The organism is Hoyosella altamirensis (assembly GCF_014191505.1).
Classification (GTDB): domain Bacteria; phylum Actinomycetota; class Actinomycetes; order Mycobacteriales; family Mycobacteriaceae; genus Hoyosella; species Hoyosella altamirensis.
This window is the reverse complement of record NZ_JACHWS010000001.1, coordinates 1,609,291-1,634,608: the sequence shown is the minus strand read 5'-3', so window position 1 is coordinate 1,634,608 and position 25,318 is coordinate 1,609,291. Positions and strand designations below refer to the sequence as shown.

Here is a 25,318-nt window from a genome sequence, read left to right as displayed (position 1 = left end):
TCCCGTGGCCAAAACGTCAGATACTGGCCGGTAAGGCATTTACGAGGATGAGCGCGAAACGGTCCACTGGATCGCGCCAGTCAGTAACCCGGGAGAAGCCAGCGTCTTCAAGTTCCGCCAAAAAGGCCGCGAGATCGAATTTCGCGGAAATCTCTGTTCGGATCTCCTCACCTTCAGCTAGCTGAAGCGAAAGCTCCGCGCGTTTTACCTGGACCGTCATGGTTTCGACAGCACGCAAACGCATTTCAATCCACGAGTTGGCCCGGTCCCAGACCGCGACGTGCCTGAACTTATCAACTGGAAAGTCTGCCCCTAGTTCGCGATTAAGCACGTTGAGGACATTCTTGTTGAAACGAGCAGTAACGCCGGCTGCGTCATCGTAAGCCGCAATCATGGCAGATTCCTCTGCGATAAGCCCCACGCCGATGAGCAGATGTTCTCCAGGCTTGAGTTTCTGCCTCACAGCGGCAAAGAAATGTGCTCGTTCCTCGGGTACGAGATTTCCGATCGTGCCGCCTAGGAAGGCGAGCAGGCTGTCCGGATAGTGCGGCAGGGAACGTAATCCGTCCCGAAATTCCCCTGCCGAAAAGTCACTCACCACGCCGTGCAGATCCAGCGTTGGATAACGATCGGCGATGTCGTTCATCGCACCGAGAAGTGCACTTTCGGAGACATCCTGGGCCACGTACGTTGTGAGGTTCCCGGCAGCGAGGAGAGCATCGATCAGCAGCTGCGTCTTCTCGGACGAACCCGAACCCAGCTCGACGAGGGTCTCCGCGTGCGTCAGCGCGGCAATCTCGGAAGCGCACTCACGCAGCAGAGCCCGTTCCGTGCGTGTGGGGTAGTACTCAGGTAGCTGGGTGATCGCCTCGAACAGTTCACTCCCCGCGGCATCATAGAACCATTTGGGAGGCAGCGAGCGCGGGCGGTGTGAAAGGCCCTGCTGCACATCAGAAATCAGCGACGCCTCACGGTTGATGGGGTCGACGTGCATATCAATGCGATGCGGCTTCGTCATAGCTCCTACTGGCGGTTTAGTGGCGTGATGCTGAGGCGTCCAGGTTCGGCAACGATGAGTTGTCCATCTTTGATGTGCCGCCAACCTTTGTCATCAGTGGTGGGTTCACTTGCGACAAGCACACTGTCGTCAGTGAGCAGAACGGAAAGTGCGTGAACGCACGTTGTCGCGATTATCTGCAAGCCATTGCTGAGCAGGAAGTTCAATCTGGAGCCGGGCGCGCTCTCACGCACCCTGTTGGTGAGTTCAGCGACGGCAGCTGCCCACTCCCCAGTGCTTGCGTCGGGCGCGCACTGGTGACGCAGCAGTGCCCACAGAACGGCAGAGTCCGTGGGAGCCTCCAATGTCATGAGGTCGGTGACCGGAAGATCCCGGGCCTGCTCGGCCAGCGAGGCGGGCCAGCCAGCGACGAAGCCGTTGTGACTGAATGCCCATGAACCGTCGATAAACGGGGCGCACGCAGTTTCGATAACAGGCATACCGATCGTGGCGCTTCGCACGGCGGCAAGAACGGCGTTTCCGCCGACAGCGCCGAGCGTTTCAAAACCTGACGCGTCAGCCCAGATTGGCTTGATGGACCGGTACCTGCGCAGGTCTGACGAGTCCCACCAGGCAGCCCCGTAGCCGTCCGCGTTGATGACGCCGCCGCGCCGCATATCCCGAGGCTGGAACGATTGATTGAGCAGCGAGTGCTCCCCATCGGTGAGTAAGTCACGCACGGACACACGCGGTCCTAGGTAGGCGAGGTGACGGCACATAGTCAGATGTTCTCGTCCTGCTCCGCGTCACGTGCAAGCCGGAAGCCCGCGAAGATCTGCCGACGGACCGGATAGTCCCAGTTGCGGAACGTCCCCCGGACCGCGACTTCGTCGGTGCCGAACGAACCGCCCCGCAGAACACGGTGTGCGGTACCGAAGAAGACTTCCGAGTATTCGGCGTAGGGGAAATAGCGGAACCCCGGATATCCACGAAAGTGCGTTGAGGTCCATTCCCACACATCCCCGATCAACTGGTGGACGCCAAGCGGGGACGCACCGGCGGGATAGGCGCCCACGGTTGCAGGCTGGAGGTGCCGCTGCCCGAGGTTCGCGCGTTCCGCAGACGGTGCTTCGTCACCCCATGGGTAACGCCGAGAACGGCCAGTCGTGGGGTCCCAGCGCGCAGCCTTCTCCCATTCCGCCTCGGTGGGCAGTCGCTTACCTGCCCACCGGGCGAATGCTTCAGCCTCGTGAAACGACACATGCACCACGGGCTCGTCGAGCGGAACTTCCTCGACGAGACCGAAGCGGCGCCGCCACCAGACGCCGTCACTATCCTGACGCCAGAAAAGCGGTGCTGTGAGGTCACTAGCATTGCGGTGTGCCCATCCCGCCTCGGACCACAACCCGGATCGGGAGTAGCCGCCGTCCCCGATGAATTCGATGTACTCGCCATTGGTGACCGGTGCGCGCGCGATCGCGAACGCATCGACATGAACGTTGTGTGCGGGGCGTTCATTGTCCAGCGCCCAAGGGTCACTGCTAGTTCCCATTTCGAACGGGCCAGCAGGGACAACTGCCTCACCACCCACTGCTGCCGACTTCGGTGGCGGCGGAGCAGCATGGAGTGCCGCACTGCCACGCCGAAGCTGATGGGTGGCGAGCATCGTTTCGTCATGCTGCTGTTCATGCTGGGCGATCATCCCGAACGCGAAGCCATGATCACTCAACGGTGTTCCATATAGCGGAGTGTGGTCGAGGACATCAAGAACTTTGTCGCGCACCGTCCTCACGTATCCGCGAGCCTCCGAGGGGCTGAGCAGCGGCAGCTGAGGCCGACTTGCACGGGGATGCTGGAATGCGTCGTAAAGTTCGTCAATGTCTTTTCGGACCGGCTCCCGCCCTCCGAGGTCCCGCACGAGCCACAGCTCTTCCTGGTTACCGATATGGGCGAGATCCCATACGAGCGGACTCATTAACGGTGAGTGCTGGGCACAGAGTTCCTCGTCACTCACAGTCTCGGTGAGCAGACTCGTCCGCTTACGCGCACGGTCGAGGATGATCGCGATATCGGTGCGCAATTCTTCTCTGGTCATACTTCTCCTCGTGGCGGCGTGCGTGCCGTCGGCGCGGTCGCCATAGCGAGTCGCTGTTTGTCCCCGCGGTATTGCGAGATGAGTTCAGAGAGTGTGGGACTCGCCGCGCGGCTGGCCGCGAGGGCGAGGAGTTCCCCGGCGGCCGCGCGGAGATCAGGGTGCCGCATTCCGAGCCGGGCAGCCTCATGCCATAGGTGCGTCGTTCCAGCGACAATTTCGCGGCACGCGCTGACGGTGGATGCCGATTGGGCGAGTGTGCTCACCACAGCGACGGCGGCCCGCCATTGACTGCCCGGTTGCTGATCGAGGTAGCGCACCTCAAAGTAGCCGCGTGGACGAACAGGCGGGAAGAGCGTGCTGAGGTGGTAGAGCACATCGTCAGCAGTGGGATACGGCGTGGGGAGAAAACCCAGATCTTTCGAGGTCCCGCCCATATCGATCCAGTCCGCGAGTGTCAGGCCGGGAGGCGCATCCCAGCAGCCGCCATCGCGGCGCACACACAACAGAGGCACCGTCAGCGCCCATCGGGCATATTCGTCCGTGGCGCCGCATCCGTCGGGCAAGGTGGTTCGTTGCGGATCGAGCGTGAACCAGGACCGCATGCGTTGTGACTCCCAGCGGCCGGGAAGCCCCCCAGCGACTCGGGGAGACGAAGCGAACGCCGCGAGGAGTGCAGGCCCCGCTTCGTTCAGCATCGCCCACCGCTGAGCTGCGTCCGCCATCGACGTCCCGGCAGAAACGCACACTTGCGCCGCTGCCGTGTTCGTCATCATCACGCGACCCGCGGGCCCGTTACGGTCGAATGCTGTCTCCATGGCCTGGTAGCGGGGCGCATCGAGGATCCGCTGTGGGGCTCGGACCGTGTCGGCGGCGGCGCTTACGAGTTCGAGCGACTCATGGGCGAGACATGCGCGCAGCACCGTGGAATCGGTAGTGAGCGCGTCGATGACCGCGGACGCGGACGATGCTGGTGCGCTCGATAGTTCAACCTGCCCGCCCGGTTCGAGGGTAAGCGTGGATCCGCGGGGAAACGGTGCGGAACGCCCGTTGCCGTTGGGCGCGTAGACACCGAGTGCACGCGCGATTTCTTCCACGGAAACACGATGGGCTGGATGCGATTTACGAATCACGAGCCATTCGAGTTCAGCCCCAACCGTAAAGTCCGCGGCAGGCGTGATTGTGTGCTCGCTGATGAGGTGGATTGCGTCTTCAGGTGAACGAATCCAGGAGTCAACAACACCGGGGTGCATCACGCCACAACGTTACCGGTGTGACGTGATCTTCGCCCGGAATATCAGTTGTCGATCCGCTCGAATGATTCGGTGTCAGCTGACCAGCGGTAATACTCTGTCGAAATCTCACCTGCGTCTTCAGCGACGGCTGGGAGGTCAATATCGATCATTGCCACTGCGATGTCCCCATGCCATACCGTGAAATCGATTGGGCGCTCGGTCCATGTTGCGGGGTTTACGACCACACCGACCGGCTCGATTCCCTCATCGCCTTCACTGAACGCCACGAGAGCGCCGGTGTAGTGCGCGTCGCGCGGGCCGCAGTCGAGAAGAATGAGCGCCTCATCGTTGCCGTCTCCGGTGACGTCGCCGTACTTGACGACCCCGTCGAAGGCGAACCGGTACACCTGCGTATCGGTTTCGGCTTTCCCTTCCTCAAATGTCACGGTTGCCTCATCCGGGCAGCCGTTGATAGCGGGCACAGTCAGTGTCGCGTTGAGCCAGTCCGTTGCGGGCGGCGTGGACTCCGCTTCACCCGCTTCGTCCTCAGCGTCATCGCTGGCTTCGGTGGTTTCGGGAGCCTCGTCAAGCGCATCGACTGTGCCGACGGCCTCTTCTTGATCGGTGTCATCGGTTTGTGCTGGCTCTACTGCGACGTCGAAAGTTCCGGCGGGAATTTCAGTGCCGAGGACGGGGCCCGTTTCCGGCTCAGCTGCGGCGGTTGCAGCGCCGAGTGCAACGACCACTCCAGCGGAACCGACTGTTGCGACGATGCGGCGAGACCAAATGTGACGGTGCATGACCCACCTCTGTATTAGGGAATTCAGGGAACACCGCCGACACTAGAAACTCAGCGGCACAACAGAAAGCGACGCAACGCGTATTTGCCAAAACGTGTTCTTCGCGAAATGAGACTGATGCGGGAGGGGATTGGTGGGTGGTGTTCCGTCGTCATGTCACACTATTTTTATGGTGCAGCTCAGATTAGTGGGAAATCCCGACGCTGACGCGTTGTTGTCCTCCGACCCCCTCGCGCTTCTTATCGGGATGCTGCTTGATCAGCAGATCCCTATGGAGACGGCTTTCGCGGGCCCGAAGAAGCTAGCTGAACGGCTCGCGTCGTTCGATGCGGCGACAATGGCCGCGATGGATCCGGAGGAATTCGCGGCGCTGTGCGCGCAGCCCCCGGCGGTACATCGATTCCCGGGTGCGATGGCGAAGCGAATTCAGGCGCTGTGCCAGCATCTGGAGGACAATTATGACGGGAAGGCGGATGCGATCTGGACCCAGGGCAGCCCGGACGGTCGGGAGATCCTCAAACGGCTCAAGGCTCTTCCCGGTTACGGTGACCAGAAGGCCCGGATCTTCCTCGCGCTGCTCGGAAAGCAGTTGGAGATCGACGCCACGGGATGGCGTGAGGCGGCGGGAGATTACGGGCAGGACGGTGCGCGGCGGTCGATCGCGGATGTCGTGGATGACCAGACGCTCCAGGAGGTGCGCGACTTCAAGCGGCAGATGAAAGCAGCGAAGAAGAAGTAGCTGTTGCCCTTTCTCTCATCCCGCGGACCCGATCACGGATGCGGGACTCTGTTTGGCGCGGCATGCTGCCCGGTCCGTAAAGCCCGCGACCCCTTCGGCGCACCCTGCCCTTGCCGACCTCCCACCTGAGCGCATCCGAAATATTCTTCGATGTGCGTCCGCGCGTCCCGAATCCCTGGACATGCAGTGACTCCGCCAGCTCGCTCACCGTCATTTGTCCGAATCTCAGCAGAGTCCACGTGAGCACATATCGCAGTTCGATTCCGCTGACTATTCGTAGGTTGTTGCTTGTCACGGCGATAGTCTTGCATCGGGGTCTGACATGTTTGGTGCGTCGGGGAGCGGGGTTTCAGAGCCGATTACTGCTGGCCCACCTCTGAGCGACAACTAAGGCGACGTTCGCGGCTGCTTGGAGCGCCCATGCGGATGGCGTCAATTGTCGCTCAGAGGTGGGCAAACGGTTAGGGGCTTTGCTGGCGGCAGTGGTCCGAAAACGCAACACGGTCCCGAGCCTTGAAGGCCCGTAGGTTGTTGCTTGTCACGGCGATAGTCTTGCACCGAGGGTGTGACATGTTTGGTGCGTCGGGGAGCGGGGTTTCAGAGCCGATTACTGCTGGCCCACCTCTGAGCGACAACTAAGGCGACGTTCGCGGCTGCTTGGTGCAGGCGTCAAGCGGATGACGTCAAATGTCGCTCAGAGGTGGGCAAACGGTTAGGTGCTTTGCTGGCGCCAGTGGTCCGAAAACGCAACACGGTCCCGAGCCTTGAAGGCCCGGGACCGCACTGACATTCCGAGATATTAGGTTGTCGCTCCAGCCTCACTCGCGGGTGCGCCGTACCTGGTCAGGTACTTCTCCCGCTTGCTCGGCTGGATGTTCGCTTTGGTGATGTCGCCGTCGTAATGGGCGAGAACTCGCTTGTCCATCACGCGCCGCCAGATGGGCGGGAAGTATGCGAGGACGATCATGCTCGCATACCCGCTGGGCAGGTTCGGTGCACCGTCCCAGCTCCGCAGGATCTGGTAGCGCCGCGTCGGATAGGCGTGGTGGTCGCTGTGACGCTGCAGATGGTACAAGAACACATTCGTGCACATGTGATCGCTGTTCCAGGAGTGCTGCGGTGTGCAGCGTTCGTATCGCCCGCTTGGCAGCTTCTGGCGGCGCAAACCGTAGTGCTCGAGGTAGTTGACGACCTCCAGCAGTGAGAAACCAAGAACTGCCTGCAATACGAGGTATGGCAAAAGCTCCCAGCCGAAGAGCGCGAGGACCACTCCGAAGAGCGCGATCGACATCAGCCATGCGTTGAGCACGTCGTTCTTGATGGTCCAATGCGACTTGTCCATACGCCGGAAGCGCTGCTTCTCGAGGTGCCAGGCGGAAGTGAGGCTGCCCCACACGGTGCGCGGCCAGAATGCCCAGAACGTCTCACCGAGACGCGAACTGGCAGGATCCTCCGGTGTGGCGACCCGGACGTGATGGCCACGATTGTGCTCCACATAAAAGTGGCCGTAGAACGTCTGCGCGAGGGTGATCTTCGACAGCCAGCGTTCGAGGTTTTCCTTCTTGTGGCCCAGTTCGTGTGCGGTGTTGATCCCGATACCGCCGACGAACGAGATGCTGACGGCAAGGCCGATCTTATCGACTAGGGCCAGCCCTTCAGGGAACCCAAGCCAACTCAGATCATTCGCTGTGATCAAGTAGCAGGCCAGGAAGAAAGTGATGTACTGCAATGGAATGTAGGCGTAGAGAATGTAGCGGTAATACTTGTCATTCTCTAGACGGTCCATCCACTCATCCGGCGGATTTGATCCATCCGGCCCTAGAATCAGGTCGATCGTCGGGATGATGATGTAGACCAGAAGCGGTCCACCCCAGAATAAGACCTGCCCAACGGGCGTGAGCCCGAGGTCGTTGAACACGCGCACCAGGCCAATCACCACAAGCATGATCGCGGGCACGAACATGCCTAACAGCCACCAGTAGCGTTTCTTGTCACGCCACTCGGTAACTGGAGCGCCTGACTGTACTTCTGTTGACGACACCGTTGTCCTCTCCAGTGAAGACGGTGGCATGCTGACACGCCAGCATGCCATGTATACGACGCTGACGATAGTTGGTGAAGCGTCAGCATGCATCACAACACGGCAATTTTGTCCACCAGTATTCCCCGCGGCACCCATTCGTCAAGACTCTGGGCTTTCGCGCGCGGGTGTCGACTTCTCGCCCGGAAGCGGGTCAAGCGAGTTTGCTGAGATCTCGGGAAAGTAAGCGCTAACGACGATAATGGACGGTGAGGTGAAGCGAATGCGTGCTTGGCGGGTTACAGAACCGGGCCCAGTCGGACATGCCCCAGACGCGCGGGCGCCGCTGACCATGATGACCGAAGCGGTGCCGGACCCGGCCGACGACGAGTTACTCGTGCGCGTCGTGGCATGCGGTGTCTGCCGGACTGACTTGCATGTCGTCGAAGGTGATCTGCCCGTGCACCGCGCTCACGTCACGCCCGGACATGAAGTGGTAGGTGAAATCGTCGCTGCCGGTGCTGGAGTCCGAGAGGGATTCTCTGCAGGAGACCGCGTCGGTGTTGCGTGGCTCCGTCACACGTGCGGTGTGTGCCGCTACTGCAGCCGCGGCGCCGAGAACCTGTGCTTGAAATCGCACTACACAGGCTGGGATGCGGACGGCGGCTACGCCGAGTATGCGACGGTCCCCGCTGAATACGCACTGGCTCTTCCTGCCGGCTATTCAGATACCGAATTGGCCCCGTTGCTTTGCGCCGGAATCATCGGCTACCACGCACTGCTCCGCGCGGAGGTTCCGAAGGGTGGCGCGCTGGGCATATATGGCTTCGGCGGCAGTGCACATTTGACGGCCCAGGTGGCGATCGCACAGGGCGCACGAGTGCATGTGATGACGCGAGGAGAACATGCCCGCTTGCTCGCTCGTGAACTCGGTGCAGCCTCCGCTCAAGGTGCAGCGGACCCGCCTCCCGAGCCACTCGACTCAGCGATCCTTTTCGCCCCTGTCGGGGAACTCGTACTGCCTGCGCTCGAGGCACTGGATGCGGGCGGCACGCTTGCGCTTGCAGGGATTCACCTCTCTGATGTTCCCTCGCTGAACTATCAGCGGCACCTGTTCCGTGAGCGTCAGATTCGGAGCGTCACATCGAATACGCGCACGCAGGCGCGGGAGTTTCTCGACTTCGCTGGCACGCATACGCTGTCGGTCACGACTCACGAGTACGAGCTTGAATCGGCGGACCAGGCGCTCCGCGACCTTGCCGCGGGCCGATTCAGTGGAGCCGCGGTACTCGTCCCATGACCCATCAAGTGGTGTAGCTCACATTCGTCGCCCGGGTGGGGAAGGGACACCAAATCGAACTCGGCGCGCCATATTTACAACGTTAATTGTTTCAATCTAGGGTGAATCAATCGCGCATGCATTGGCGCATGCGCGCTGGATCAAGTCGCACGGCACACCGACGTGCCTGCATGCAATGGCTGGTCCGGTATCAGGGTGAGGACGCAGCTACATGGACCTGGCTTACCAGATCTACGGAGAAGGCCCAACTCTTGTTCTCGTGCACGGTGTTGTGCACCGGCAGCAGGCGTGGTCACCGGTGATCGCCAAGCTTGCCGAGCATCGCAGGGTAGTCACCGTCGATTTACCAGGGCATGGTCTGTCTCCGCAGCTCGGCGAGGGTGACAATGCCGCGCACATGATGGCTGACATCCTGGAACGCTTCGTAGATGAGGTAACGCCGCACGGCGAGCGGGCGCACATTGCGGGTAACTCTCTGGGCGGCTGGCTTTCGCTGGAACTCGCGGCTCGGGGAGCCGTCGCATCGGCAACCGCGCTGTCGCCCGCAGGTTTTTGGGTCAACTCGCTCGATGAACGGCGCACGGTCGAAACCTTCCGCAGTTTGCGTTTTGTGTCGCGGCTGCTTAGCCCAGTCCGGCTTGAGGTTCTGCGCAACCCGGTTGTCCGCGGCGCCGCGCTCGCGCCATTCTTCAGCAGACCGTGGCGTATCAGCCCGGAGGATGCGGCGGCGGACGCCGCATCGCTAGCTAATAACGTCACTGCAGAACGCGTCGCAGAATCGGACTTCACGCTGAGTGGTCCAATTGATTCTTCAGTCCCGGTAACGGTCCAATGGGGTGGCCTCGACTTTATTCTTCCGGTGTATCAGGCACTACGTGTACGCGGCGTCTTCCCTCACGCGCGTCTTGTAGTGATGCCGTTCGCCGGTCATGTGCCGATGAACGATGTCCCTGACGCTGTCGTCTCAGTCCTTCTGGAAGGCAGCAGCGCTGCCTCCGCGACAGAATCTCAGCACGCTAGCGCTGCTTGATTGGCTAAGGCAGGGGCGCGGACCACATGACCCGCGTCCCTCCGTCGGCGGTGCTCGTGACGGAAAAATCGCCGTCGAGATCTTCAGCGCGGGACCGCATGTTCCGCAGCCCGCTATGCGGTGTTCCTGCGGGCACGCCCACGCCGTCGTCGACAACCTCGATCTTCAGGTCGTCGTCGACGCGAATGTTCACCGTCAACGATTTGCCGTGAGCATGTCGTACCGCGTTGCTGATGGCTTCCCTCAGAACAGCTTCGGCATGGTCTGCAAGTTCCGGTTCCACGACGGACAGCGGACCGGCGATATGTACCGATGTCTTGAGGGGGCTGTCCCGCGTGAGTTGCGCGATCGCCTCGTCGAGGCGCTTGCGCAGACCGCCTGATCCATGTGTGCCACCGTGAAGGTCGAAGATGGCCGTCCGTATTTCCTGAATCACCGTTTGAAGGTCGTCCGTGGCATCGGAGATGCGCTGCCGGATCTCCGGCGTCCGGGTTCGGGGAATGGCGCCCTGGAGGCTGAGCCCGATTGCGAAGAGGCGCTGGATCACGTGGTCATGCAGATCACGTGCGATACGGTCGCGATCGGCAATGATGTCCAGTTCGCGCACCCGTGCCTGCGCATCAGCGAGCCGCAACGCAAGGGCGGCATGGTCGGCAAAGCCGACCATCATTCCCATCTGCTCATCGGTGAACGGCGGGCTGTTCGGGCTGCGGGCGATGACGAGGACCCCACTGTTCGACTCCTCTGCACGCAAGGGCAGGAGCAAGGCCGGCCCTGAACAGTGCGGGGACAGTTCCGGAAATTGCAATTCGAGTCGCTCACAGCGTTGCGGGTTCTGCTCGATGAACGCTGCCCCGAAAGAGGTACGCCCTAGCGGGATCCGGGTCCGGATCAGACCGGAGCCCTTCTCGCTGGTTTCGACGATAATGAGTTCGTGAACCTCGTTGAAAGGCAATTCAGGGTCTTCTGGTAGCGCAAGAAAGGATATCTCGCCGCCGCCGAGCTGGTTCGCCTTGGTGACGACGTTTCGGAACACCACATCGGGGTCGTGCCCAGCGAGTAATTCTGTACTGACGTCACGAGTCGCCTCAATCCAGGCCTGCCTGATCTGGCCCTGTTCGTAAAGGCGGGAATTCGCGATCGCGATACCCGCGGCAGAGGCGAGCGCTTCGACGAGAACCTCGTCGTCGGCGGTAAACGGCTGGCCATCGTTTTTCTCAGTGAGGTAAAGATTGCCGAAGACCTCCTCACCAATCCGTACCGGAACTCCAAGGAATGTATTCATCGGCGGGTGGTGCGGCGGAAAGCCCACGGAGGACGGATGGCGCGAGAGGTCATCCATGCGTATCGGTTTCGGCTGGTCAATGAGCAGTCCAAGCACGCCACGCCCCTCGGGGAGAGGACCGATGAGTTCGCGAGTGTGTTCGTCGATGCCCTCATAGATGAACTGAACCAGCGAATGGTCGTGTCCGCGGACCCCAAGCGCACCGTAACGCGCGTCAACGAGTTCGATCGCTTTGTGCACGATGGTGCGCAATGTGACATCGATGTCGAGTCCCGAGGTGACAACCAGCATTGCCTCGATGAGACCATCAGTGCGGTCTTTCGAGTCGATCATCTCTTCGATCCGCTGCTGGGTTTCGCGGAGAAGTTCACGCAATCTGAGCTGAGAGAGGGTTCCGCGGACCTGGCCCGGCTGCTCACCATGAGTCTCGAAGGAAGGCACCATAGACCCATTCTGTCACCCGGCGCCCTCGCATGTGTCTGTGTCAGCGCGTTCTCGGAACAGCGCGTGATCAATGTGCGAAGACCTCGCAGCATCCAGGCGACAAATTCGCGGTGGCGCCGTTGCATTCAATGCGGACAGGAAGTCCGGGACCGGGGGCGGAACACACTTCGGCCGTAGTCCCTTTGGCGCGCACTGTGAGTCGCGTTCCACGATAGCGGAGCCCGAACTGTACCGTGCCGAGAGATTCCGGGTAGCAAGGGTTGAGGATGATCCGGTCATCGCGAAGTTCCAGTCCTGAGAAGCAGCGCTGCAATATGTCCACGCTCCCGGCCATCGCGGCGAGGTGAATACCTTCCGACGTTGTACCACCCTGAATATCTGTCAGGTCGGCATCGAGCAAGTCACTGTAAAAGTCACTCGTGTGGGATCGCCGGGATCTGGCGAGCACCCAGGCGTGCACGACAGCACTGAGCGTCGATCCGTGCGATGTTCGCGGTAAGTAATATTCGATCGTCCGCGGGATGATGTCCGGAGTGACATGGTACCCAAGCCGTGAAAGCACCTCCAGGAGCTCGGATGACGAGAATAGGTAGAAAAGCATGAGTACGTCGGCTTGCTTGGATGCCTGATAGGAGTTGACGTCCTCACCCTCTGCTTCGAGGATCCGGTCGAGGCGCTGAATGTCGCCGTGCCGTTTCCGGTACTTATCCCAGTCGAGTTCACGCAGCTTCCCGTATCGTTCGAACTGACTGATCACACCGTCGTGAAATGGCACGAAGATCCGGCGCGAAATGTGGTCCCATCGCGCTACTTCGCCCTCGTCTATCCGAAGCGCGGCGAGCAATTCAGCGCGTGACTGATCAGAAATCAGGGCCAGCATCTCACCGGCCTTGTGAAGCGTCCACGCTGCCAGCAGATTGGTGTAGGCGTTGTTGTCGATTCCGTCATACGGGGCTTCGGGGTAGCCCGAGTGGAACTCGTCGGGCCCAATGACACCTCGAATCACGAAACGTTCCCGCACCGCGTCGAATTCGGTTCGCGACGCCCAGAACCTGGCGATCTCGACCAAAATTTCCGCTCCAAAGTCTGCGAGGAACTCGTTGTCGGCGGTCGCCTGGTAGTACTGCCACACGTTGTAGGCAATTGCGAGACCAACGTGATGCGCCCGTTGGCTCGCGTCGATGTTCCAGCGTCCCGATCTGGGATTCAAGTGCAGAGTTTGGCTTTCTTCCCGGCCATCGCTGCCGGACTGCCAGGGAAACATCGCGCCCTGGTAGCCGGCATCGAGCGCTGCTTGACGCGCTTCAGGGAGCCGACGGAAACGGTACCTCAGCAGCGCTGCGGTCAGTGCGGGCAAACGAAGGTTCAGAACGGGGAAAACGAAGAGGTCGTCCCAGAAGATGTGGCCCCGGTACGCTTCGCCGTGCAGGCCGCGAGCCGGTACGCCCACATCGAGGTCGGCCACATGCGGTGAGAGTGTCTGCAGGATGTGCAAGAGATGGAGCCGGATGATGCGCTGGGTGCGTTCGTCACCGTCAACATCGATTCCGAACTGCTGCCAAAGCCTTTCCCACGCGGTGACGTGCTTGTCGAGCAGGGCGCGAAAGGACCCCTGTCGCGGCAGCCAGCGGGCGGCCGCGACGCTCGGTGAGCCGCAGGCGCTGTCGCGCCCGGTGTACACGGTGACGACTTTGTCGAACGTGACTTCCTGCCCCGCTGAAATGGGGACGCCGATGACATGCCCGATCTCTGCGGAGCTACGGAAGGGCCGGTATTCAGCTGGTTCAGCGTGGTGGTCATGTCGCAGCTGCGTCCGCGCCGCTACCGCGGTCCGAATCCGTGACTCTGTTGTCTCGGCCTCGATGAGCACCGAGTCGTCTGTGAGAAAGTTGGTTTCCACGTTCGAAAAATGCACCCGCGAGAGATCACGATAACGCTCGACTAGGTCGTTCCGGACCCCACCATCGAGGGCTGAACGCACCTCAAGCGAACCAGACCAGTTTTCGGGTCGTACTGCTACCTGGAGGGCAGCAACATGCGGTGAATCCATGGAAACGAAGCGGCGCTGCGTGAGCCGAGTGACTCGCCCCGATTCGTCCCGCACCTTGACGAACCGTTCAAGGACTGCACGCTTCATATCGAGGTCTTGCCGGTATTCGAGGACGTCGGTCCTATCGATGTCGAACCATTGCTCGGAGCCGCCCGCGCGAAAGCTGAAGGGCAGCCAGTTGGTGCAGTTCACCAGGCTTTCGTTACTAACTGTGGTTCCTGATACGACATCGGTAAGACGATTGAAAATACCCGCGATATAGGTACCCGGATAGTGCGATTGATTCGCGGAGACTTCGGGTGCGGCACCCCGGGACGCGAAGTATCCGTTGCCGACTGTGCAGAGCGCCTCCCGCAGCTTCTCGCTCGCTGGATCGTAATGATCGAATGCAAGATGCCATGTGTCCACCACGCTGGATACCCTTCACGCCCTCGATGAACCATGGGCCGCTGATTGACCGTGGCTGAGCGCCACGTCGAGCATGATGCGCTGTTCTGCTGCGGCCACAGCGGTGCGCACATCGTTTACCGCATCCGGGTTCACGGAGATCGACGTGATGCCCATTGCCACGAGACGTTCGGCGAAACCTGGACGTGATGACGGTGCCTGTCCACACAGCGACGAGGTGATCCCATGCTTGCGGGCGGTCACGACGATCCGTTCAATGGCATCAAGCACAGCTGCGTCAGCTTCATCGAACAACTCGGCGCACTGCTCGGAGTCACGATCGATCCCGAGCATGAGCTGGGTCAGATCGTTGCTTCCGATAGACACTCCGTCGATGCCCATGCCGATGTATTCGGGGAGCCAATGCACGACGGAGGGAACTTCAGCCATCACCCAGCGACTCATCGTCCGATGACGGCCAAGCGGAGACGCGTCAACGAGCGAAAGACACTCCTCGAGTTCCCACTTGGTACGGACGAATGGAATCATCAAGTGAACGTTCGGTGTACGCTCTCGAACCCGCCGGATCGCTTCCAATTCCAGCCTGAACATTTCGGGTTCGCGAATGTACCGGTAGCAGCCGCGGTACCCGATCATCGGATTGTTCTCAACAGGCTCGAACTTTGCGCCGCCGGTGAGCCCACGGAACTCGTTCGAACGCAAATCCGTTGCCCGATAAACAACGGGGCGCGGAGCAAATGCCGTTGCGATCCTGCCCAGGGCACCGGCCATTGATGCGACAAATTCTTCCTGCTGGCCGTTCGCTATGAGTTCTCGAGGATGCCGGCCACCGAGTGCTTCTGTCAGCATGAACTCCGCGCGCAGTAGCCCGACACCGTCTACCGGCTCTGCTGCGACGGCTTCCGCTTTCTCTGCCATCGCAAGGTTGACGTAGATTTTTGTAGCGGTGGTCGGCACGAAGCTGATGGGTCCGGACGTGGCGGGGCGTGATTGAGATATCTGCGGACTCGCAGGCACACTGCCCGCGAACACTTCGCCGCTAGCGCCGTCGACGGTGACGATCTGGCCATCCGACAGAACCGACGTGGCGGTGCGCGCGCCCACCACGCAAGGAACTCCGAGCTCGCGAGCAACGATCGCAGCATGACACGTCATGCCCCCGCTATCGGTGATCACTGCGGCGGCACGGCGAATGGCAGGAATCCAGTCCGGATTGGTCATTGGGGCGACGAGAATATCTCCGTCGGCCAAACGATGGCCTGCGCTCGGCATGGCGAGGACCCGGACGGCGCCCGTAACCCGTCCCGGCGCGGCACCAAGGCCAGTGATCAGCGGAACGGACAGGGGTGCTGAAAGCGGAGGTGCGGCAGGTTTTCCCAATGTGGTGATGGGGCGCGCCTGAACAAACCACAGCGTGCCGCCTTCAAAAACCCATTCGACGTCCTGGGGCGAGCCATAGTGGTCCTCAGCGCGTCGTGCCAGCCTGGCGATAGTCTCAACCTCTCGATCATTGAGCACTCGCTGCGTGTGGCGGTCGACCGGGACTTGCCGGTCTCCACCGCTTTCGTCAGCGATGATTTCGAAGGTCTGGTGACCCAGGTGTGTGCTCTTGACCTTCATGTCGCTTTTGCTGACCACATAGTGGTCAGGTTCGACGGCACCCGACACGACGACTTCACCTTGCCCGGACGCGGCTTCGATGATGATCACACCGGAGTTCCCCGTGCTGGGATCTGCAGTGAACGCGACACCACTGCGGTCCGATTTCAGCATCTTCTGAACGACAACTGCCATCACCGGATCCGACGTAATGCGCTGGCTGGCACGGTAGTTGATGACGCGGGGGGTAAAGAGCGACGACCAGCACCGTTGCACCGCGCTGATGACGGCATCTTCACCGATCACGTTCGTGAACGAAGCGTTCATCCCTGCGAACGACGTTGCGAGACTGTCCTCGCCGATCGCCGATGAACGGACAGCAACGGATTCGCTAGTGCCGAGCGCGGTGTACGCAGCAGCTATTTGTTCACGGATGTTGTCGTCCATCGCAGCTTTGTGTGTGAGCGATTGGAGTCGGTCACAGATTTCGTTGAGTTGATCGCTATCACCTGCGCGTGACAGGGCCTCACGATGGAGCGCAGAAAGTTCTCCGGCAACTCCACCGCGGTCCATCGAGAGTGCGTACCCGATTCCGAGTACGACGAACCCGCCGGGTACTGGGAGTCCCGCGGCCTGCAACTCACCGAGATTTGCGCCCTTGCCTCCCGCTTCTGAGGCATCCTCGAGACGAACTTCTTGAATCGTTCGCACATAGTCCATAAAGGGGCCTCCGGTCAGCTTCCCAGCGGACGAATGAAGTCGTCGACAGGACGGCGGGGGGTCGCGGGAAGTGGGTCCGCGTTGATATGCGCCCACCCCACACGGATGGCGATCTGGGGGACACCACTGTCATGGAGGACATCGCTTTGTACCTGTTCGCGTGTAGATCTGACCTCGAGCGGCTCAGTGATCGGGCAGGACGCAAGCCCCAGTACTGTGGACTCGAGCAGTACCGCGCTCGATGCTTCACCGGCGCGCAATCGGGACAGTACGTCGTCCGACGCCGTGGTCAGCATGACAACTTCCGCTTCGTCGCTGGCGGCGTCGGTGCCCGGTGCTGGCGCAAGTGCGGGCCAGGCGAATTGGCGGGCAGATATGCCCTCTGCCGTGATCTCCGCGATTGGCGCATTGTGTGAAGGCACGCCGTCAGGGGAACCGTGCCGGCCGCTCCAGGTCGCGAGTTCAGCTTGGTATGCGCTATCGGTTGTGTGAATGGCTGCAGCGTCTGTGATGAGTTCTGCGAAACGGCCGCGCGATTCAAGCACACGGAATACGACGCCTTCGTCCTCGGCGCACTGTGCGAGCCGGGAAAGATACTGAGGGGGTACGGGCCATGCGCCGTAGTGGCGCCGGTCAGTTCGGCGTCGGGGGATCGCGGCAGCGAGAGCCACGTCCTTCTCATTCGGGTGGTGGCGGTGCAGCACGAGCGACGCGAGGTGATCCTTGTCAGCCGGATTCGGCAGCCGGTGCACTTCGGAGCGCCAGCCAAGCGCTGCGAGGGCTACCCGCATGTGCTGCAGCGCGGCTCCACAACTGAGGATAAGGTCGCGCTGGTCAGGATCGGTGTGCCGCAGATGCAGAGAACGGTCGGCATACAGATTGATGCTTTCGTCACCGATGCGCCACAACCACGGCTGGGTGTTGTGTACCGACGGTGCGCGAAGTGCGAGCGAAACTGCGGATCTGATCGTGTCCGCATCGGGCATCTGGCGGTCCATCATGAGGCTCCCTCAACTTGATGTGCTGATGCCTGCCAATGCTTCCGGCGCGCGGATGAAGCGGGTAGAGCCAAACGTTCCCAGGCGGTGGGACCTTCGACTCTAACGAAGTGGAGGTGTCGAACCCTATCCAGATTCGCGTTCACGCTCCATGATTGGTTGTGAACTGCTGAGCGCACCGTAGTGCCTGTCCATCTGAACCGAGTGACCAGACGAGGAGAAGCCGCCGCATGGTGCCTGACCGAGTCTTTCAAGGATCCAATGGCCGTAAGATCCGTGGCTGGCGGAAGCTCGCGGGAGCCTCCTGGGGTCCGCCGAAGGATCCTCAGTTCTTCGGTGAACTCGAGATCGATGCAGGGGCACTGGTGGCGTTTCTCCAGGAGGAACGTGCCCGGACAGGCGCGCACGTCACGCTTACCCATCTGGTTGGCAAGGCTCTCGCATACGGACTCACGTGCGTCCCTGAACTCAATGTGCGTATCACTCGTCGCAAGGTGTACCCGCGGGAGAGCGTCGACATTTTCTTCATCGTCGCCACGGAGAATGGGGAGGAATTGACTGGAGTCAAGGTAGCTGACGTTGACGCCCAGCCAGTGGCTGACATCGCTGCGGAGCTTGATGCTCGCGTGCGTTCACTGGGGACTGGCAGGGACGAGGATTTCGGCCGCAGCAAAGCGCTGATGACGCGTCTTCCTCTGCCTGTTCTGCGTATCGGCTTGCGTGTTGCGGCATGGGCAACTTCTGACCGGAATCTCGACCTGGCGCGATTAGGGATGCGGCGGCAGGCATTTGGATCCGCAATGGTAACTAGCGTCGGCATGTGGGGAGTCGGGCGCGCCTTCTCTCCGTTGGCGCCGTATTACAAGGTTCCCTTGCTGGTGCTCGTCGGAGCTGTTACGGACCGTCCTGTAGCGGTGCGCGGCGAGATCGTCGTCCGTCCCATGCTGACTGTGACGGCGACGTTCGACCATCGTTATGCAGACGGCAGCCATGCATCCCGGCTGGCGAACGCGGTGCGCGAATACTGCTCACGCCCCGCGGATTTCGACCATATCCAGCAGGTTTAACTGTCTGTGCTGGCGCCGTACTTTGCCAGAATCTTCTCTCGCTTGCTCGGCTGGATGTTCGCTTTGGTGACGTCACCTTCGTAGTGCGCGAGCACACGTTTGTCCATAACTCGACGCCAGATCGGTGGAAAGTACGCAAGCAAGATCATGCTCGCATAACCGCCGGGAAGGCTTGGCGCACCATCCCAGCTCCGCAGGATCTGGTAGCGCCGCGTCGGGTACGCGTGGTGGTCGCTGTGGCGTTGCAGGTGGTAGAGGAAGACGTTCGTGCAGATGTGGTCGCTGTTCCAGGAGTGCCGAGGGCTGCACCGTTCGTACCTGCCACTTGGTGTCTTCTCCCGAAGCAGCCCATAGTGCTCGAGATAGTTGACGACCTCGAGCAGGGAGAACGCGATGACGGCCTGGACGATCAGCCAGGGGAGGAGTGAGAAACCAAAGATTGCGATGACCGCGGCGTAGAGGACTATCGACATCAGCCATGCGTTGAGGACGTCATTTTTGATCGTCCATGGGCTGTGTCCACCGCGGGCGAGGCGCTGTTTCTCGAGGTGCCAGGCGGATGTGAGGCTGCCCCAGACGGTGCGCGGCCAGAATGCCCAGAAGCTCTCACCGAGCCGTGAACTCGCGGGATCTTCAGGTGTGGCGACTCGGACGTGATGGCCACGGTTGTGCTCCACAAAGAAGTGACCGTAGAACGACTGCGCAAGGGTGATCTTTGACAGCCAGCGTTCCAGGTGCTCTTTTTTATGACCCAGCTCGTGTGCGGTATTGATACCGATACCGCCGATCATCCCGATGCTTGCCGTGAGTCCGATCTTGTCGATCAGCGCGAGTCCGTCAGGATAACCGAGCCAATTCACACTGTCCGCTGTCAGCAAGTAGCAAGCGGCAAAGAATGCCACGTACTGCAGAGGAATGTAGGCGTACAGAATGTAGCGGTAGTACCTGTCCTTCTCGAGACGTTCCATCCATTCATCGGGCGGGTTCGAGCCGTCGGGCCCGAGAAGAACGTCAATTATCGGGATGAGAATATATACAAGGATCGGCCCCATCCACCAGGCAATATGGGACGGGACGGTCCAGCCTGCCTCGTTGAACAGCCGGATAGCGCCGAGCATGACAAAAAACAGGCTCGGCACCACAAAGCCGAGCATCCACCAGTAGCGCTTCTTGTCGTGCCACTCCTCGACGGGGGTCTCTCGAAGCGAGTCTGACGATGTCATCGTGAACCGTCCTCGGCGCTAGGTGGACAGCACACCGTTGTGCTGTCCTTTCTATTGACAATACGCCCGAAAAGTCCAGAGTGTAGTGGTAAGTACCAGTACTTTATCTGCGTGATGGGGGTGGACGGCGCTCGTCATCGTCATCCTCAACGACGTATTCCTCCCTCTCGACCGGCACCGAAATGGTTTGGGTCTCCCGGACAATCCGTCTTCGCAGACGGGGGCCCTGAGGTTCAGGGCGGGGTGTTTCAGGAGTGGCTCCCTCAGGGGGCGGCTTTCCGTGTTCGGGCGCTACGGGCGTGGGGGGCACCGTCCTGGCAGGCTGTGTTTCACGGTATCCGGATTCATCAGGGCGGGGCTCGCGGTGTGCAGGCGCGCGGGGCACTGGGGGTGCGGGTGGCGCTGGATTGGCGTCTTGCAGCGTCACAGGCTGACCTGCCTTTTGTATGTTCGGATCCTGGTACGGCAGGCCGTAGTACTGGAAGAGCGCCGCTTCCTGCTGGGGCGTCAGGTCTCCCTCTGTGCCCATGTCTGGTGCGTCTTTGACCTTGTGTTTCGTGAACGGAAACTGCAGGCCATCGTCAGTTACCGTCGCCTCAGTAATCGGTACCAGTGACTCTTTAACGCCGAGCAGTCCGGTACGCAGCGTGACCCATGATGGTTCGCCGGTCGCATTGTCGATATAGAGGTCAATGACTTTCCCGATTTTTTCGCCATCTGATCCATAACACGTCATCCCGATTAACGCATCGGCGTCTGAGTGGTGCCTCATCCGTCGCTCCTCTCCAAACGAGTGTGTAAACCGGCTACCCGTTCAGAGCTCGAACTAACACCGTGTTTACCTGCCGTAAGCGGCCACACACGGTAATTGATCACTTGGGTCATTGAGACGAAACGGGCAAAGAGAACAATGGGGTAAAGAAGAGTAATTTGACGAGTGAGGGGAACTGAAATGAGAATTCGAGCCTGCGTCGCTGCCGGCGCACTGACGGCGGGCCTGCTGGCGGGATGCGCGGATGCAGATGACCCAAATATGAACGGCGCAGCCCCGGCTAGCCCGGACGCTGTCATCGGCAACGACGAGTCCAACGGTGAGGATGCCAATGACGAGCACGCAGTATTCACGCCCGATGACATTATGTGGGAGCCGGGGCCAGAGGTGCTGCCTGAGGGAGCAGAGGTCGCAGTCCTCGATGGTGATCCTGCCGTGAGCGACTATTTTGCGCTGCGCCTAAAGCTTCCCGACGGCTACATCATCCCGCCTCATACACATCCCGCGACCGAACGGGTCACCGTGATCTCTGGAACGTTTTATGTCGGTCATGGCGAGGAAATCGCGAATGACATGACGCAGCTCGACACGGGTTCCTACATCATGATTCCGCCCGAGAACCCACACCACGCCAGGGCAGAGGGGGAGACCATCATTCAGCTCAGCACGGTTGGCCCGTGGGCACTCGATTACATCAATCCTGAAGACGATCCCCGGAACGAGTGATCGTGGCAGGGTGAGGGCAGAAGGTCCCTAACGGGGGCGACGATCGGCCCTCCCGGGCGGCTCCGGAATGCGGAAGGCTGAGATTACTCAGCCGCCTGTTGATCTGGGAGCCACCGTGACTGACGAGGGACGCTGGCCGACGCTCACAAGCGGCTACCGGAAGGACTACCTACGAGCCGATGTTCTCGCGGGGGTATCGGTCGCTGCCTACTTGATCCCGCAGGTCATGGCGTACGCTGCCGTCGCGGGGTTACCCCCGGTTACCGGGTTGTGGACGATCGCGGTAGCGATCGTCGTATACGCCCTGGTGGGTTCGTCGCGACAGCTCTCCGTCGGCCCTGAGTCGACAACCGCGCTGATGACGGCGGTGGCCATCGGTCCGCTCGCGGCGGGTGATCCGGTTCGCTACGCCGCGCTTGCCGCGACGCTCGCGATGCTAGTCGGAGTCGTGTGCCTCATTGGCTGGGCAGCGCGGTTAGGGTTCCTCGCTGACTTGCTGTCCCGGCCGGTTCTCGTTGGCTACATGGCGGGCATCGCAGTTCTGATGATCGTGAGTCAGCTCGGCAAGGTAACGGGTGCTGAGGTTCGTGGACACTCGATGCTGACTGAAGTGCGCTCATTCCTGCAGAACATCGCCACTGTGCATTGGCCGACACTGTCGGTTGCGATCGCCGTACTGCTGTTCCTTCTCGCCGCGACAAAAGCTTTGCCGCGGCTTCCAGTGACTTTGTTCGCTGTGCTCGTGGCCTCGGGACTGACGGTGATGCTATCCCTCAGGGAGAAGGGGGTCGCTGTTGTCGGGGCGCTGCCCGAAGGCCTCCCGGTTCCCTCAGTTCCCATGGTGACAATTCGAGATGTCGGGATGCTGTTGTTGCCCGCGCTGGGAGTCGCGATCGTCGGCTACTCCGACAACGTGCTCACCGCACGCGCTTTTGCGGCCCGTAACCACTATCGCGTCGACGCTCACAGGGAGCTACTCGCGTTGGGCGCGGCGAATCTCGCAGCCGGGCTTTTCAAAGGTTTCCCAGTGAGCAGCAGCGCCAGCCGCACCGCGGTAGGTGATGTGTTTGGAAGCCGGACGCAGCTCCATTCGCTGGTCGCGCTGGCGGCGGTGTGTCTTGTGCTCCTGTTCGGCGGGACCGTTCTTGCCGTCTTCCCTCTGGCGGCTCTCGGCGCACTGGTTATCTTCGCTGCGATCAAGCTCGTCGACATCCGCGAATTCCGGCGGATCGGCGCGTTTCGGCGGAGCGAATTATTCCTCGCTCTGGCGACTACAATATCGGTTCTTGCTTTCGGGGTTTTGTACGGCGTACTAGCTGCGCTCGCCTTGTCGATTCTTGATGTGCTCCGTAAAGTTGCGCGGCCGCACGACGCGATCCTCGGATATCCGGCGGAAATCGACGGAATGCATGACATTGATGATTATCCCGATTCACTGCGCATTCCAGGACTAGTCGTGTATCGGTACGACGCACCGTTGTTCTTCGCCAACGCAGACGACTTTCGGCGGCGTGCTCTCGCTGCGGTTGACGATGCGCCTGTGCGGGCTGAGTGGTTTCTCCTCAATGCGGAAGCGAACGTCGAGATCGATATCACGGCTATGGACATGCTGATCGAACTGCAGGCCGAGTTGGAGCGCAGGGGAGTGGTCTTCGGGATTGCTCGCGTCAAGCAGGACATTCGCGAGGCACTAGAAGCAGGGGGCCTCGTCAGCGTGGTGACGGAGAACCGTATATTTCCCACGCTCGCAACCGCAGTGTCTGCGTACGTTCGGGAATATGAGACGACACATGGCGTGCCGCCAACTGATGACCACTCGAGTGCGGGAATTTTAGAGCGAGGTCCGCGTGTTGAATAAGTACGAATGAATTCGGGAGACTCCAGAGAACCTCCCGATGTAGCGCACCGGGATCGTTCCGAAAGGTCCCGGAAGAGTGCCTTTCAGGTCGGTGAACGGCGGTGACAAATGGCGATACAGTGCGCCTCAGGAACGGTGAGTCTCGAAACGCGCGTGACCGTCATCGCTGGTTCACGTGCCAAATACCTTGTTGGAGGACGCGGGCCGTGCGTGGTCTTCCTGCATGGATGGGGACTTACCCATCGGACCTACGCGCGCAGCCTCCAGGCGCTGGCTGCCGCGGGTATGCGAGTTGTCGCGCCGACGATGCCCGGTTTCGGTGGATCTGCAACATTGCTGAGAAAGCATCCGGGAAAGGTCACCCTGAAGGAGTATGGGGTTTGGGTCGCCGATTTCATCAGTGAACTTGCCGCGCGGGGAGAAATTACTGCACCTGTGACGCTGGTCGGCCATTCATTCGGCGGTGGTGTAGCAATTCGTACCGCGCATGATCACCCGGATCTTGTCGCGCGACTTGTGCTCGTGAACTCGATCGGTGGATCCGCCTGGACGGATGATCGTGGCATCGCGAGGTCGCTGGTGGAACGGCCGCTGTGGGACTGGGGACTGCACTTGTCTGCCGATCTGTTTCCCGTGCGGCAAATGACGAGGATTTTGCCGGTAATAATCCGCGATGCCGTGCCAAACCTCGTCAAAAATCTCAGGTCTGTTTGGCAGGCTGGGCTCATGGCGCGCACGGCGGACCTCACAAGCGAGCTAGAAGAGCTCAAGCGGAGACGGCTTCCAGTAGTGATTGTGTGGAGCAGTCGAGATAACGTGATTCCCGCCGCCACTACCGCCTCGATGCGCGCCGCCGCGGGCAGCCGAGAGGCGGTGACGGTCGACGGGAGTCACGGCTGGCTGCTGTACGACCCACGCGGCTTTGGCGAAATCATCACAAACGTCCTGGGCGCAGCGGAGGCTGCGCTGCCAGAGTTTGAGCCGACCGGTGACGCGGCGTAACGCGCCCCGGTTGATCATCCCTAGGGCCTTAATTCTGGTGACCTTCGGCTCTCTCGCACCGCCCATAATCCCCGGAAGATAGCTTCTATGAGTGAGAAGCAGCCGGTAGTGGTGGGTGTTGACGGATCCGAGGAGTCATACGACGCAGTGCGCTGGGCGGCACATGATGCGTCACAGGCGCAGGCGCCGCTCATGCTTTTCAGTGTGACGGGTGGCTTCCTGTCGACGTGGATGCCGTCGAGTTACTTTGCTGACTTGGAACGAGAGAGTGTCGCGTCGATCGAGCGTGCTGAACGTGTTGTGCGTGAGGAGGTTGGTGACGGGCTGGTCGACGTCCTCTCGCGGATCGTCACGGGACCGCCTGTGCGTGAACTCGTCGTGATGTCGAAGTCGGCGAGCAGGCTCGTTGTGGGTTCACAGGGTGCGATGGATTCGGGCATTCCCAAGGTCATCGGATCCACGGCTGCAGCACTCGCCGCCCATTCACAGTGCCCGGTAGCGATCGTGCCCGCAGGTGCGGCGCATTCCCGGAACGGCAAGATCGCCGTGGGCATCGACGGAACACGCCGGAATGAGACCGCGATCGGCACGGCCTTCGAAGAAGCGGCTGCGCGTGGCGCTGAGCTTATCGCCGTCTACACCTGGGCTGAGATTGGGACAGCGTCAGCGCTGGCGGGCCGGGACTTTCCGTGGGACGAAACGCGCGTGGCGGAGGAGATCATCCTGGCGGAGGCGCTTGCGGGCTGGAGCGAGAAGTACCCTGAAGTTGACGTCAGCCGCTGCGTGGTTGCCGATGATGCGGCACGCACCCTCGCGAAGCTGTCGAAGACGCTCGATTTGGTCGTTGTTGGGAGCCGCAGGCGCGGTGGCTTCATGGGGATGGTGGTCGGCTCGACAAGCATCGCGCTGCTGGATAGCGCACAGTCGCCGCTCTTGATCGTGCACTGATAGCC

The 25,318-nt window shown here is 60.9% G+C and carries 21 protein-coding genes; 8 read left to right on the top strand and 13 right to left on the bottom strand.

Going from position 1 to position 25,318, the window contains the following annotated elements:
* Window positions 1-16: 16 nt before the first annotated feature.
* Genes egtD through FHU29_RS07960 form a run of 5 tightly spaced genes read right to left on the bottom strand, consistent with a single transcriptional unit; the run spans window position 17 to window position 5,124 of the window.
* Entirely contained in the window at window positions 17-1,018 is a 1,002-nt protein-coding gene (egtD, locus tag FHU29_RS07980) for an L-histidine N(alpha)-methyltransferase (RefSeq protein ID WP_064438959.1), read from the bottom strand.
* A 5-nt stretch (window positions 1,019-1,023) separates the two neighbouring features.
* Complete coding sequence (egtC, locus tag FHU29_RS07975; protein ID WP_064438960.1) at window positions 1,024-1,776, bottom strand: ergothioneine biosynthesis protein EgtC; 753 nt, start codon at window positions 1,774-1,776, stop codon at window positions 1,024-1,026.
* 2 nt (window positions 1,777-1,778) lie between these two features.
* Window positions 1,779-3,092: an ergothioneine biosynthesis protein EgtB gene (gene egtB, locus FHU29_RS07970; RefSeq protein ID WP_064438961.1), complete on the bottom strand. Its 1,314-nt coding sequence runs from the start codon at window positions 3,090-3,092 to the stop codon at window positions 1,779-1,781.
* Window positions 3,089-4,342 (bottom strand): glutamate-cysteine ligase family protein, encoded by a 1,254-nt coding sequence (locus FHU29_RS07965; protein ID WP_064438962.1) that lies wholly within the window; start codon window positions 4,340-4,342, stop codon window positions 3,089-3,091. Before FHU29_RS07965 ends, egtB begins: the two co-directional genes overlap by 4 nt.
* 44 nt (window positions 4,343-4,386) lie before the next feature.
* On the bottom strand, window positions 4,387-5,124 hold the full coding sequence (locus FHU29_RS07960; protein WP_064438963.1) for a hypothetical protein: 738 nt from the start codon (window positions 5,122-5,124) through the stop codon (window positions 4,387-4,389).
* 169 nt (window positions 5,125-5,293) lie between these two features.
* On the opposite strand from FHU29_RS07960, the gene FHU29_RS07955 reads away from it, so the two are divergent.
* On the top strand, window positions 5,294-5,863 hold the full coding sequence (locus tag FHU29_RS07955; RefSeq protein WP_064438964.1) for an HhH-GPD-type base excision DNA repair protein: 570 nt from the start codon (window positions 5,294-5,296) through the stop codon (window positions 5,861-5,863).
* On the opposite strand, the gene FHU29_RS23155 is transcribed toward FHU29_RS07955, so the two are convergent.
* Both FHU29_RS23155 and FHU29_RS07950 read right to left on the bottom strand, forming a co-directional pair.
* Window positions 5,829-6,158, bottom strand: coding sequence for a hypothetical protein (locus tag FHU29_RS23155; protein ID WP_074390728.1), 330 nt, complete (start codon window positions 6,156-6,158; stop codon window positions 5,829-5,831). The genes FHU29_RS07955 and FHU29_RS23155 overlap by 35 nt on opposite strands.
* Before the next feature lie 504 nt (window positions 6,159-6,662).
* Window positions 6,663-7,934 carry an alkane 1-monooxygenase gene (locus tag FHU29_RS07950; RefSeq protein WP_064439136.1) on the bottom strand — a complete coding sequence of 424 codons (1,272 nt, stop codon included), beginning with the start codon at window positions 7,932-7,934 and terminating at the stop codon, window positions 6,663-6,665.
* Between the two features lie 232 nt (window positions 7,935-8,166).
* On the opposite strand from FHU29_RS07950, the gene FHU29_RS07945 reads away from it, so the two are divergent.
* Complete coding sequence (locus FHU29_RS07945; protein ID WP_064439137.1) at window positions 8,167-9,183, top strand: zinc-binding alcohol dehydrogenase family protein; 1,017 nt, start codon at window positions 8,167-8,169, stop codon at window positions 9,181-9,183.
* 211 nt (window positions 9,184-9,394) lie between these two features.
* On the top strand, window positions 9,395-10,213 hold the full coding sequence (locus tag FHU29_RS07940) for an alpha/beta fold hydrolase (RefSeq protein ID WP_064438965.1): 819 nt from the start codon (window positions 9,395-9,397) through the stop codon (window positions 10,211-10,213).
* A gap of 4 nt (window positions 10,214-10,217) precedes the next feature.
* Here the strand turns inward: FHU29_RS07940 and FHU29_RS07935 are convergent, their stop codons facing one another.
* The 4 genes from FHU29_RS07935 to FHU29_RS07920 form a co-directional block, all read right to left on the bottom strand.
* A complete protein-coding gene (locus FHU29_RS07935; protein WP_064438966.1) occupies window positions 10,218-11,942 on the bottom strand; it encodes a sensor histidine kinase in 1,725 nt (574 codons plus the stop codon).
* A gap of 67 nt (window positions 11,943-12,009) precedes the next feature.
* Entirely contained in the window at window positions 12,010-14,403 is a 2,394-nt protein-coding gene (locus FHU29_RS07930) for a glycoside hydrolase family 65 protein (RefSeq protein ID WP_064438967.1), read from the bottom strand.
* A 12-nt stretch (window positions 14,404-14,415) separates the two neighbouring features.
* Window positions 14,416-16,719: a phosphoenolpyruvate synthase gene (gene ppsA, locus FHU29_RS07925; RefSeq protein WP_064438968.1), complete on the bottom strand. Its 2,304-nt coding sequence runs from the start codon at window positions 16,717-16,719 to the stop codon at window positions 14,416-14,418.
* Between the two features lie 14 nt (window positions 16,720-16,733).
* On the bottom strand, window positions 16,734-17,717 hold the full coding sequence (locus FHU29_RS07920) for an Acg family FMN-binding oxidoreductase (RefSeq protein ID WP_064438969.1): 984 nt from the start codon (window positions 17,715-17,717) through the stop codon (window positions 16,734-16,736).
* Window positions 17,718-17,947: 230 nt separating this feature from the next.
* Here FHU29_RS07920 and FHU29_RS07915 point away from each other — a divergent pair, with 230 nt between their 5' ends.
* Complete coding sequence (locus tag FHU29_RS07915; protein ID WP_064438970.1) at window positions 17,948-18,784, top strand: 2-oxo acid dehydrogenase subunit E2; 837 nt, start codon at window positions 17,948-17,950, stop codon at window positions 18,782-18,784.
* Here the strand turns inward: FHU29_RS07915 and FHU29_RS07910 are convergent.
* Entirely contained in the window at window positions 18,781-20,007 is a 1,227-nt protein-coding gene (locus FHU29_RS07910; RefSeq protein WP_064438971.1) for an alkane 1-monooxygenase, read from the bottom strand. The genes FHU29_RS07915 and FHU29_RS07910 overlap by 4 nt on opposite strands.
* A gap of 103 nt (window positions 20,008-20,110) precedes the next feature.
* A complete protein-coding gene (locus FHU29_RS07905; protein ID WP_064438972.1) occupies window positions 20,111-20,779 on the bottom strand; it encodes a PRC-barrel domain-containing protein in 669 nt (222 codons plus the stop codon).
* A 180-nt stretch (window positions 20,780-20,959) separates the two neighbouring features.
* Here FHU29_RS07905 and FHU29_RS07900 point away from each other — a divergent pair, with 180 nt between their 5' ends.
* From FHU29_RS07900 to FHU29_RS07885, 4 genes are all read left to right on the top strand, one after another.
* Complete coding sequence (locus FHU29_RS07900; RefSeq protein WP_232322866.1) at window positions 20,960-21,505, top strand: cupin domain-containing protein; 546 nt, start codon at window positions 20,960-20,962, stop codon at window positions 21,503-21,505.
* A gap of 103 nt (window positions 21,506-21,608) precedes the next feature.
* Window positions 21,609-23,363 (top strand): SulP family inorganic anion transporter, encoded by a 1,755-nt coding sequence (locus tag FHU29_RS07895; RefSeq protein ID WP_083962148.1) that lies wholly within the window; start codon window positions 21,609-21,611, stop codon window positions 23,361-23,363.
* Between the two features lie 135 nt (window positions 23,364-23,498).
* Window positions 23,499-24,365: an alpha/beta fold hydrolase gene (locus FHU29_RS07890; RefSeq protein ID WP_232322867.1), complete on the top strand. Its 867-nt coding sequence runs from the start codon at window positions 23,499-23,501 to the stop codon at window positions 24,363-24,365.
* An 87-nt stretch (window positions 24,366-24,452) separates the two neighbouring features.
* Window positions 24,453-25,313 (top strand): universal stress protein, encoded by an 861-nt coding sequence (locus FHU29_RS07885; protein ID WP_064438975.1) that lies wholly within the window; start codon window positions 24,453-24,455, stop codon window positions 25,311-25,313.
* Window positions 25,314-25,318 lie beyond the last annotated feature (5 nt).